Source organism: Peptoniphilus grossensis ph5 (assembly GCF_000311825.1).
GTDB classification, from domain to species: domain Bacteria; phylum Bacillota; class Clostridia; order Tissierellales; family Peptoniphilaceae; genus Peptoniphilus_A; species Peptoniphilus_A hominis.
In genome coordinates this window covers 778152-790080 of record NZ_HE978566.1, presented here as the reverse complement: position 1 = coordinate 790080, position 11929 = coordinate 778152, and the positions used below count along the sequence as shown (strand labels likewise).

9 protein-coding genes and 1 pseudogene are annotated in these 11929 nt (G+C 33.0%); 9 read left to right on the top strand and 1 reads right to left on the bottom strand.

Going from position 1 to position 11929, the window contains the following annotated elements:
- A pseudogene (locus HGPG_RS03755) lies at positions 1-289 on the bottom strand (dipeptide epimerase); the annotation flags it as partial.
- Between the two features lie 914 nt (positions 290-1203).
- Here HGPG_RS03755 and HGPG_RS03750 point away from each other — a divergent pair.
- The 9 genes from HGPG_RS03750 to HGPG_RS03710 are packed head-to-tail and all read left to right on the top strand — an operon-like array spanning position 1204 to position 11923.
- On the top strand, positions 1204-2724 hold the full coding sequence (locus HGPG_RS03750; protein WP_019124726.1) for a YifB family Mg chelatase-like AAA ATPase: 1521 nt from the start codon (positions 1204-1206) through the stop codon (positions 2722-2724).
- The gene (dprA, locus tag HGPG_RS03745) at positions 2725-3804 is read left to right on the top strand and encodes a DNA-processing protein DprA (protein ID WP_019124725.1); all 1080 of its coding nucleotides are present in this window, start codon (positions 2725-2727) and stop codon (positions 3802-3804) included.
- A gap of 25 nt (positions 3805-3829) precedes the next feature.
- A complete protein-coding gene (gene topA, locus HGPG_RS03740) occupies positions 3830-5911 on the top strand; it encodes a type I DNA topoisomerase (RefSeq protein ID WP_019124724.1) in 2082 nt (693 codons plus the stop codon).
- Complete coding sequence (locus HGPG_RS03735) at positions 5904-7346, top strand: GspE/PulE family protein (protein WP_019124723.1); 1443 nt, start codon at positions 5904-5906, stop codon at positions 7344-7346. Before topA ends, HGPG_RS03735 begins: the two co-directional genes overlap by 8 nt.
- Positions 7343-8512 carry a type II secretion system F family protein gene (locus tag HGPG_RS03730; RefSeq protein WP_019124722.1) on the top strand — a complete coding sequence of 390 codons (1170 nt, stop codon included), beginning with the start codon at positions 7343-7345 and terminating at the stop codon, positions 8510-8512. The genes HGPG_RS03735 and HGPG_RS03730 overlap by 4 nt, the downstream gene beginning before the upstream one ends.
- 9 nt (positions 8513-8521) lie before the next feature.
- A complete protein-coding gene (locus HGPG_RS03725; protein WP_019124721.1) occupies positions 8522-8905 on the top strand; it encodes a prepilin-type N-terminal cleavage/methylation domain-containing protein in 384 nt (127 codons plus the stop codon).
- Positions 8895-9626, top strand: coding sequence for a prepilin peptidase (locus HGPG_RS03720; RefSeq protein WP_036731459.1), 732 nt, complete (start codon positions 8895-8897; stop codon positions 9624-9626). Before HGPG_RS03725 ends, HGPG_RS03720 begins: the two co-directional genes overlap by 11 nt.
- Before the next feature lie 3 nt (positions 9627-9629).
- Entirely contained in the window at positions 9630-10913 is a 1284-nt protein-coding gene (locus tag HGPG_RS03715; RefSeq protein ID WP_019124719.1) for a hypothetical protein, read from the top strand.
- A 17-nt stretch (positions 10914-10930) separates the two neighbouring features.
- Complete coding sequence (locus HGPG_RS03710) at positions 10931-11923, top strand: AIR synthase family protein (RefSeq protein ID WP_245543880.1); 993 nt, start codon at positions 10931-10933, stop codon at positions 11921-11923.
- Positions 11924-11929: the final 6 nt, after the last annotated feature.

Here is an 11929-nt window from a genome sequence, read left to right as displayed (position 1 = left end):
CGTTTTTTACTATGCAAGTATTTAAGTCCTTCATCAAGTCTTCAAAATCGTCTACATCTCTTCCCACTATTGTCTTTATTATGTGGTCTTTAAAGGCACCAATTATTGAACCTTGAGTTTCTCCTGTTATCGCCCCTGTTGGTGGCGCTTCACCATATCCCACATGACCTGTATCTGTATGTATCTCCACTATTATATCTTCTACACTATTTACAGATCGCAAAGCTGTCTTAAAAGGGACTCTAAGTGGAACAGATAAAATCCCCAATTTCACTTTTGTTAATTTCATTTTTACCTCCTTATTAACCATCCATCTAAAATCTAGCAAAGAAATATGTATTTTCTTATAAAAAAACCAGTAAAATAAAGAGCACTTTATTTACTGGGTCTAAAATATTTTTGGATATAATGTCATAGCTCACACAAAAATGAAGCATTTAAAATTTGTTTCTAATTTAATTAATATTTTAATATTTTTTAAATGTTTTGTCAAAGCACAGTGGTAGCAAAGTTAATTGAATAATAAATAAACGTATCTTGTTTTGTATTTTAAAAAATCTTTTTATCATGATACACTTAAATAACAAATTGTAATTTTTTATTTGAAAAAGGAATTAATTATGCTAAAAAATGAAATTTTAACAATAGAAGAAGAGCTAGGACAACTTGCCAAATAAGTGTTTATTGAAGCACCTGATGATAGCTTTTATAAAAGAGTTGCTATCAAAGTTGATAATAACTTAAAAGAATTTCTAGAAAAGAACGAGGAGAGATCCCAATTTTACAACCTATCAAATAATAATACTTTCATATTATAAAAAATAAATAAAATTATTAAAATCATCTTGATAACCACCCTCTTTACTGGACAAACCAGTAAGGAGAGTGGTTTTATGAAATACAGATATGAATTAAAAAATATGATTACAATTTGATAGGTGAGGCAAATGAATTGATACACCAAAAGAAATTAAAGAAAATGATTTACATACTTTGATTATAAAACTATTTAAGCTATAAGAACATCATCAACCAAAAGTTTCAAATGAAAAAATAATATTAAGTTTGCTCCGTGTTTACGGGTTCACTTCATTTTAAGTCTGGCTTTTTTTATAATAATTTACCAAATAAACTCAAATCTGGTAAAATAAAATAAAGTGGTAAATTAAATTGAAATTTTAAAATAAATGATGAGGAGGAAGTATGTACTCTTGCACAAAAACTTGCACCTTAACTGGACTTAATGGCTACCCAGTAGATGTTGAAGTTGACCTTTCCAATGGAATGCCAAAAATTATACTAGTTGGGCTTGCAGACACTGCAGTTAAAGAATCAACGGAGAGAGTAAAATCGGCTATAAAAAATTCTGGCTTTGACTTTCCAAAAAAGAGAATTACCATAAATTTAGCTCCTGCCAATTTGAGAAAGGATGGCACCCAACTTGACCTTGCCATAGCAGTGAGCCTTTTGAGCTGCGATGAAAGTTTGGAACTTGACTACAGTCCCTATACATATATGGGCGAGCTTGCCCTTGACGGCAAGGTAAATAAAATTCAAGGAGCTCTTCCTATGGTGATTTCCATGCGTGAAAAGGGCTACAGAAAGTTTATTGTGCCCTATGAAAACCGAAAGGAATGTGCCATAGTTAGCGACGTGGAAATTTATCCTGTAAAAACTTTAGAAGAAGTGATTTCTTTTATAAGAGGTGAAATTCAAATCGAAAGATGTATGGGATCTTTCGCCAGGGAAAAGGTTTCTTATGATGTAGACTTCTCTGACATTAAGGGACAAGAAAATTTAAAGAGGGCTCTTGAAATTTCTGCCTGTGCCAAGTCAAATATTTTAATTTTAGGCTCACCTGGTTCTGGAAAGACCATGGCGGCAAAGAGGTTTCCAACAATCCTACCAGAGCTTGACTTTGAAGAAGCCATTGAAGTGACAAAAATTTATTCCATTTCAGGACTCTTAGACGACAATGCCCTTATAACGAAGCCACCCTTTAGGGCACCCCACCACACAGCATCAGCTGTTTCACTAATTGGCGGAGGACAAATACCAAAGCCAGGAGAAATTTCTCTTGCCAATAAAGGCGTATTATTTTTAGATGAGCTGCCAGAATTTTCAAAATCAGTCTTAGAAGTTTTGCGTCAACCAATGGAATCTAAGGATATAATAATTTCTCGTGCTAATGCAAGTGTAAGGTATCCTGCAGACTTCCAACTTATAGTTGCCCTCAATCCTTGTCCTTGTGGCTACCACAATTCAAAGACACACGAGTGTAACTGCTCTCCTTATGAAATTCAAAGGTATCTTTCAAGAATTTCTCATCCCCTTTTAGATAGGATCGACATTCACTTGGAAGTACCTGAAGTTAATTACAAGGAGATTTCCTCTGAAAGGTCTGGGGAAAGCTCTGAAGTCATAAGGGAAAGGGTAAAAGACATTAGGGAAGTTCAAAAGGATAGATTTAAGAATGAAGTTTTTAAATACAATTCAGAAATTCCTGAGAAAAAGTTAAAAAAATATTGTGCGCTTGATGCTAACTCTGAAAAAATTTTGGAGCTTGCCTTTAGAAAATATGGCATGAGCGCCAGGACTTATAATAAAATTTTAAAAATCGCAAGGACTATTGCAGACATGGATGGCTGCGAAAATATTAAAGAAGACCATGTCTTGGAAAGCATTCAATATAGGACTATGGACAAAAAGTTTTGGGGTAATTAAATGAAGGAAAGAGACTTACTAATTTTTTTAAATGGAATAAATTTTTCCAGCGAAAACTCCCTTAAAATTTTAAATTATCTTTTGGACAAAAATATTCCCCTTGAGGACTTTCCTCAGCTTGATTATTTGGAAGAAAATATCTTGTCAAAGAGAAGTTACGACAGGTTGATGGAAAAGTCAGCAGATTTTGAACTAATAATTGAAAAGATCAATGAAAAAATCACTTCAATTGGAGTGAAAATTATTACGATTTTAGATGATGACTATCCAGAGTCCCTTAGATATATTGAGGACCCGCCTTCTCTCTTGTATGTAAAAGGCGACTTAAATATTTACAATCCCATTGCCTTTGTTGGTGCCAGGAGCCACTCTTCCTATGGCAATATGGCTGTAAATAAAATAATTGACGCCATAAGTTCTTTTGATTTTACTATTGTAAGTGGCATGGCCTATGGAATTGATTCTCTTTCCCACAAGAGGGCTCTTTTTAATAATTTAAACACAATTGCAGTTTTGGGAACTGGCATTGATGTAGTTTATCCAAAGTCAAACAAGGCACTCTATGAAGAAATTTCAAATAAGGGCGCCGTCATAAGTGAGTTTCCCCTTGGGACTGGTGCAAATAAGTTTACTTTTCCCATGAGAAATAGAATTATTTCTGGGCTTTCGAAGGTCGTTGTAGTAGTTGAAGCTAAAGACAAAAGTGGAAGTTTAATTACAGCAAGACTTGCTGCCGAACAGGGCAAGGAAGTTTTTGCAGTGCCAGGCAACATCACTTCCATTTATTCTGTTGGGACCAATAAATTAATTAGGGACGGAGCAATTCCTCTTGTTGAAGTAAAAGATATTTTTGATTATTATCCAGAGCTTTCTAAAAACAAAGTTTCTGAAGAGAAAATCCAAATGAATGGAGAGGAACTTTTAGTCTATAATTTGATAGAAAAGGGAATAAATAACACCAATGATATTTGCAATAATTTAAATAATGAGGTATTTTATATAAATAAGATATTGACGAAGTTGGAACTTAAGGGAATTATTGAAAGAATTTCTATGAATGAATTTCAAATTTTAAAATAGATTTTAGGAAGAAGGAGATGGTATTTTGGCAAAAAATCTTGTAATTGTGGAGTCGCCAACTAAGGCTAAGACAATAAAAAAGATGCTTGGCACTAATTACAATGTTATTGCTTCTGTTGGTCATGTTAGGGACCTACCAAAATCAAAACTTGGTATTGATATAGAAAAAGATTTTGAACCCCAGTATATGAATATATATGGCAAGGGACCTCTTATAAATGAGATTAAGGCTGAGGCTAAAAAAGCTGACAAAATTATTCTCGCAACCGACCCCGATAGGGAGGGAGAGGCAATTTCTTGGCACCTTTCATATATTTTGGGCATGGATCCAGAAGACAAAAACAGAGTTACTTTTAACGAAATCACAAAGGACACTGTTAAGAGAGAAATAAAAAATCCAAGGGCTATTGACATGGACCTTGTTGATGCACAACAAGCCAGGCGTGAACTAGATAGGCTTGCCGGCTACAAAATTTCTCCCCTTCTATGGAAAAAAGTTAAGTCTGGTCTTTCTGCTGGGCGTGTTCAATCTGCTGTCTTAAAATTAATTTGCGACAGAGAAGAGGAGATAAACAATTTTATCCCTGAAGAGTATTGGACTATCCAAGCAGATCTGCGAGCAGGAAGGCGAAAACTTTTAGCTGATTATTTTGGAGTTAAAGAAAAACAAGGAATAAAAAAGAACAAACTTGAGTCAGAAGATGACGCGGACAGGGTTCTTAAAAATATAGATAGTGAAAAATTCATAGTTGATTCTGTTAAAAACCTTAAAAGAAACAAAAGAGGTCCAAGTCCTTTCACAACTTCAACTATGCAACAAGAAGCTTCAAGGAGAATAAATTTTTCAACTAAGATGACTATGATGGTTGCTCAAAGTCTTTACGAAGGCATAAAGCTTCCAAAGGTAGGATCTGTAGGTCTTATAACCTATATGAGAACTGACTCTACAAGAATTTCTGCTGAAGCGCAAAATGCCTGCCTCGATTTTATAGAAAAGAGTTATGGTAAAGAATATTTAGGAAAACATAGGTCTGTAAGCAAAAAGAAAAATGAAAATGTGCAAGATGCTCACGAATGTATTAGACCAACGGATGTTAATAAAACGCCTTACTCTATTAAAGATTCTTTAACAGAAGAACAGTTTAAATTGTATTCTTTGATATGGAAGAGGTTTGTTGCATCTCTTATGGCAAATGCAATTTATGCTACTACAAGAGCAAATATTTTTTCAGGTATTGAAGTTTTTAAAGCATCTGGATCAGCCTTAGTATTTGATGGATTTTTAAGAGTTTATGATTATTCAAATGAAAAAAATACTGAACTTCCACCTCTTGAAGAGGGACAAATTTTAAAATTAAAGGAAATAAATAAGGAACAACACTTTACAAATCCACCTCCAAGATACAACGAAGCTTCACTTATTAAAGAGCTTGAAGCTTTAGGCGTTGGAAGGCCTTCCACTTATGCACCAACTATTTCAACTCTCCAAAGTAGGTACTATGTAGTTCTTGAAGAGAAAAAATTTGTTCCAACTGAACTGGGACAAACTGTAAATGAAATTTTAGTGGAAAATTTTGACAACTTAGTGGACAAAAAATTTACTGCACAAATGGAATTTGAATTAGATGAAATTGCTGCAGGCAAAAAACCTTGGAAGGAACTTGTGAGAGCTTTTTATGGAGACCTAAAGAAAGATTTGGACAAGGCCTATGAAAATATAGAAAAGGTTCAAATAGAAGATCCAGTCACAGATGTCATCTGCGACATGTGTGGCAGGAACATGGTTATAAAAATGGGAAGATATGGAAAGTTTTTAGCTTGTCCAGGTTTCCCTGATTGTAGAAATACAAAGCCTCTTGTAGAAAAAATTGGCGTAAAATGTCCAAAGTGTGGCAAGGGAGAAATTGTAGTCAAGAGAAGTAAAAAGGGCAGAATTTTTTACGGCTGCGATTCCTATCCTAAGTGTGACTTTGTATCTTGGAACAAGCCAATTAACGAAAAATGTCCAAAGTGCGAAAGTATTTTGACAGAAATGAAATCCAAGGGCAAAAAAATTATAAAGTGTAGCAAGGACAAATGCGATTACAGGAGAGAGGAAAGTGAATAAATTTTCTTTTGAAATTAGAGATATTTTCGGCGAAAATTATTGCCGCAAGAATTTTATAGCTCCTGCCAGAGAAGAAGACGACAGCGTGGTCTTCTACTCTTTACATATTGATGAGATTTTAAAATATAATCTCGAAGAGAGATTAGAGAAAAAAGTAATCTTAGAAAAAACTTCTAAAGAAAAAATTTTAGAAGAATTAGATAAAATTTATAAGGATGAGGAAAAAGATTTTCTCTTAGATGACATAGACACAAATTATGGGGACTTACTAATTAATGAAAAGGGAGAAAGAGAAGACTCACCGGCAGTTAGACTTTTAGACTACATTTTAAGGGAAAGTATCGAGAAAAATGCCAGCGACATCCACATTGAGCCTGGCTTTCAAAAGGTTATTGTGAGAATAAGAATTGACGGAGCTTTAAATAAATTAATTGAGCTTCCAAAAAATATTTATCCTCAGCTTGTGACCAGAATAAAAATTTTATCTGAACTGGATATTTCTGAAAAGAGACTTCCTCAAGATGGAAGATTTAGCTTTGATTTTAAGGACGACAAAATCGACATAAGAGTTGCCACGACACCTACTGGCACTGGCGAAAAAATTGTCCTTAGGATTTTAGACATTCAAAGGATTTCCTATACTCCAGAAGGCATTGGTCTAGTGGGTGAAAATTATGAAAAAGTCATGAGTTTAATTAGCCAACCATCTGGCTTAATTCTAATTTGTGGTCCAACTTCTTCAGGCAAGACTTCAACTCTTTATACACTTTTAAGAAAAATTCAAAGTGACGACATAAATATTATGACCATTGAAGATCCAATTGAATATAAAATTGACGGCATAAATCAAATTGAAGTAAATCCCAACACTGGGCTTTCCTTTGAAAAGGGACTAAAGGCAATTTTGAGAATGGACCCAGATAAGATTATGATTGGTGAAATTAGAAATGAAGACACAGCTCACATTGCCATTTCATCTTCCATAACAGGTCACTTAGTCCTATCAACTCTTCACACAGAATCTTCCCCTGCATCAATTGGAAGACTAATTGACATGGGAATCGAGCCTTATTTAATATCTGCAGGCTTAATTGGAGTAATTTCTCAAAGACTTATAAGAAAATTATGTCCTCATTGTAGGGAAAAAATTAAAAACACAAACCCACTAATAGATAGGGAATTTATTTATAGAGCCAAAGGCTGTGACAAGTGCAATAGCGGTTACAGCGGAAGAATTGCAGTATTTGAAATTATGATTGTGGACAGCGAAATACGCGACATGATTACGAGAAGAGAGAGCGTAAAAAATATAAAAAACTTTGCCCTTGAAAGAGGAATGAAGACACTATCTAGTGAAATTTTAAGCCTAATAGAAAAGGGCGAGACCACTTTTGAGGAATACTATAAGAACATTCATACCGTTGGTGAATTATGATTTACAAGTATAAGGCCTTTAAAGGCAGCGAAAAAGTAAAGGGCAAGCTTGAAGCTACAAGCATTAAAGATGCCAAGGAAAAATTAAAGAGAGAGGGACTAAGACCAATAAAGATTGAAGAAAATATTGAGTCCTCTAATTCCTTTGACTTTAACAGAAAATTTAAAAATGAAGATTTGTATATTTTATTTAGAGAGCTCAGCCTACTTATAAATTCTGGCATAAATATAGAAAGTGCCTTTGAAATTTTAAGTACAGAATTTCCTAAGGACAAGGGCAAAATATTAAGCCAGGTGAAAGATAATCTCAGGATCGGAATTTCTCTGTCTGAATCCATGGAAAAGACTCGTGCCTTTCCAAACCTTGTTATAAATATGGTCTTTGTTGGAGAAAACACATCAAGCCTTGGCAAAATTTTTAACTCCTTGTCAAACTATTACATAAAAAAGAGGGAGACAAATTCAAAAATCATTGAGGCCCTAGCTTATCCAATAATTCTCCTCATCACTTCAATTTTTGTAATTAATTTTTTAATTATAAATGTAATTCCAAGTTTCAGTGAAATTTTTGCTTCCAATGACAATTTGCTGCCACTGCCAACAAGAATCTTGATAAATTTTTCTAACTTTATCTATAAAAATTACATTTTTATAATTTTAGTAATACTTCTTGTAATAGCCATTATTTCTATTTACCACAGGAAAAATCCAAAGACTTTTCACAAGATACTCTTGAAATCAAAGTATTACAAGATGACTAAGAGTTTAAAATTTACTTTTAACATGGACCTACTCCTTGGGGCAGGTCTTACTGTAGATAGGAGTCTGGAAATACTTTCTGCCATGGAAGACAATGTGGTTTTAAAGAGTAAATTTTTAGAAGTTTTAAGGGATATTAAGTCGGGAGACTCCTTTTATATAAGCATAAATAAAATAAATGTATTTCCAAAAATTTTAGTTTCCATGATTCGCGTTGGCGAAGAATCTTCAAACCTAAAGGAAGTTTTTTCAATAATGTCTGGCTTTTATGACGAGGAATTAAACAACTACAACAAGAGATTTTTGGGAGTTCTCGGTCCTATTTTAATAATAATTATGGCTTTAATAATTGGCTTTATAGTGCTATCAATTGCACTTCCAGTTTTCGATATGGTAAATCAATTTTAGGAGGTTTTTATGAAATTAAAAAAGAGACAAAGGGGCTTTACCCTTATTGAATTAGTTATTGTAATTGCCATTATTGCAATTTTAATTTCCATTGCAGCTATGAAGTACAGCACGACGAACCTAGCAGCTGAGGCAGCAGCCCACAATTCTAATGTTAAAGTTTTAAAGAGTGCAGGAATTTTATATTTAATTGACAATCCTGATGCAAAAAATGAGCTTTCTCTTGAAGCTTTGAAGCCATACCTTGAAGGAGGAAAAATTCCAAAACCTGCAAAACACTTAAGTGGTGCAAGTGATTTTACAGTAACTTCAACTGACGACGGCGATGTGGAAGTTACACCAGGAATGATAAAAGTTTCAGGAAAAACTTTAGTTGAAGATAATGGAAAATAAGATTTATAAAATTTTTATAGGCTTTTTGATTTTTATGCTGGGAGGATCCTTGGCGTCCTTTTATGGTGTCTTTGTCAGCAGAAGAGAAAAAAATGAAAATTTTTTATGGGGGAGAAGTAACTGCGACTCCTGCCATAGGAATTTAAAATTTTATGAATTAATTCCAGTCTTTTCTTATGTTTTTCTCGGCGGAAAGTGCAAAACTTGTGGAGAAAAAATTGGCTCAGATAAACTTTTCACAGAAATTTTAGTTTCTATCCTTTCCGTCTTTGCTTTTTTAAAATATGACTTGTCCATTCAAAGTTTTTTAGTAATTGGAATAATTACAGTGGCAACTTTTATAGGGATAATAGATTACAAGACTGGATTTATCTATAACCTAGACCTTTTTATAATTTTAATTTTAACAATAATTTTTAAATTATCTCAAGGAGAAAGTATTTTTAACTCCTTAAAATTTTCCCTGGGCATGGGTCTGACTTTCTATCTTTTATACAAATTTACAGGCATGATGGGCCTTGGAGATGTGCTCTATGCCTTTGTCATGGGAGTTTTTGCAAATAATTTACTAGATGCCTTTTTTATATTTAAAGATGCCTTTGTAATTGCAGCAATATTTTCCATGATTTTAATTTTCTTAAAGAAGAAGAATTTTAAAGATTCAATTGCCTTTGGACCCTTTATTAGCATAGCAATTATTATTTTCATATTGTGCAGGTGAAATATGTTTCAAAAAAATATTACAAAATTTATAATTTCTGACGGTTTTATAAAAATTAATAAAAATGACAAAGAAGAGTTCAATATTCCCTTGCCCTATAGAATTTTTAGGGATGGGGAGATTTTAGATTATCATCACTTTTACTACAAATGCAGTAAAATCTTGGAGAAAATTGATTTTCAAAAGAGTGATAATTTAACTTTAATATTTGACTCTTCTTCTTTTATTCACATAAATTATAAAATTCCTGAAATAGACGAAAGTGAAATAAGAGATTTTCTTGCCTTAGAGCTTGAAGACTATGGAGATTTTAATTTATCAGGCTATGAAATTTTCTACGACTTCCTGAAAGAAGATAAAATTTTAAATCTATCAATTGACCTAGTTCCTAGAAAATTAATTTCAAAATTAAGGGAAGTTTTTGAAAAATTAGAAGTTGAAAATCTTGAGATAATTCCAGAGCCAAAATCCATAAATAAGAAGGGGAAATTTATTGAAATAGCACCAACTTATTTAAAATTTATTTCTGTAAAAAATAATTTAGTAAATACCTACGAAAAAATTTATGACGACAATTTTGAAAAACTAATTTTGGACAACAAATTGGAAGAAGAAAATGCAAGTAACATAATAAACCTTCGCTATGACCCAGAAGAAGATAAAATCGATGAAGACTTTTTATTTAGATTTAAAAATTATTTTATAAGTCACATAAGGGAAATGGAAAATTTTTCTAAGGGCGAAGAAGTCTATTTATTTGGAAATATTTGCGACTCCAAGGAAATTAAGGATGCTCTATCAACTTATGGCAATTTTAAATATAAAATACTTGAAGAAGACCTTCACAATAAGCTGCCAATAAAGAGGGAGAAAAAAGAAAAAAAGACTAGAAAAAAGAAAAGTCCTATTAATTTTATTCTTCCCCTTGCCATGGCTGCAGTAATAATTTTTAATGTCCTATATTATTTTAATCTCAAAAAAGAAAATGAAGTGAGCTTAGCTAATGCAAAAGAAATAAAAAGTGAAGAAGTGGAAGATATTGACCTTTCCAGCGACAAATTTCAAGAGAGAAATAAAATTTTCATAGATAAAATTTCTGAAATTCAAAAGCTCGAAGATGAAAATTTAATTATAACAGATTATTATTTTGACAATGGAAAGATGACAGTAAGAGGTCTTGTCAAGGACGAAGATTATTTTAATAGAGTCTTTAAGGACATAAATATTTTGAGCAAAAATTTTTATATGGAAAATGGATTTTATAAATTTGAAATGCAGATAAAATAATTGTAAAATCTTATGGGGTGTTAATTTTGGAAATTGGAAAATTAAAAACTGAATTGTTGGAAAAATACATTTTCAACAATTTGAGTTCAAATAGAAAAGAAGTAATAATAAAAAGTGGAACAGGACTAGACAACGCAGTTATGGACTTTGGAGGCGACTTAATTGTAGCTTCAACAGACCCCATAACTGGTGCCTCAAAAAATATTGGCTCTCTTGCCATAAATGTTTCAGTAAATGATGTTAGCTGCCAAGGGGCAGATCCAGTTGGAGTTCTCATGACAGTTTTAATTCCGCCAAGTGCCAGTCTTGAAGACCTAAAGGAAATTGTCGAAGATGCAAATAAAACTGCAGACAAGTTAAATGTAGACATAATTGGCGGCCACACAGAGATAACTGATGCCGTAAATAAAATTTTAATTTCAACAACGGTTCTAGGAAGAGTTAATAGAAAAGTTATGCCAGACCCTAAGTGTATTAAGGCAGGAGATGTAGTCGCTGTTTCAAAATATCTTGGCATTGAAGGCACAAGCATTATTGCCCATGATAAAGACGATGTCAGTGAAATTTTAAGCGAAGAAGAATTAAAATTTGCCAAATCCTTAGCAGATGATATTTCAGTTTTAAAAGAAGCAAGGATGGCGACAAAATACGGCGTAAAGCACATGCACGACATAACTGAAGGTGGACTTTACGGAGCACTTTGGGAAACTGGAGTTGCAGTGGGTCACGGTTTAAGAGCCTATTATGACGAGATCCCTCTTCTTGATGAAACAAAAAAAATTGCAGAATTTTATGGTCTTGATCCCATGAGACTCATCTCAAGTGGAAGTATGCTCATGATTTTTGATAAGGATAAATTTATTGATTTTAAAGATGAGGCAGATAAAAGAGGAATAAAAATCACAAAAATCGGAGAAGTAATAGAAGATAAGATTACAGAAGTAATAGTAGGAGATGAGGTAATAAGTCTATCTGAACCAGGTTCTGATGAGCTTTACAAGCTAGTTTAGTAAATA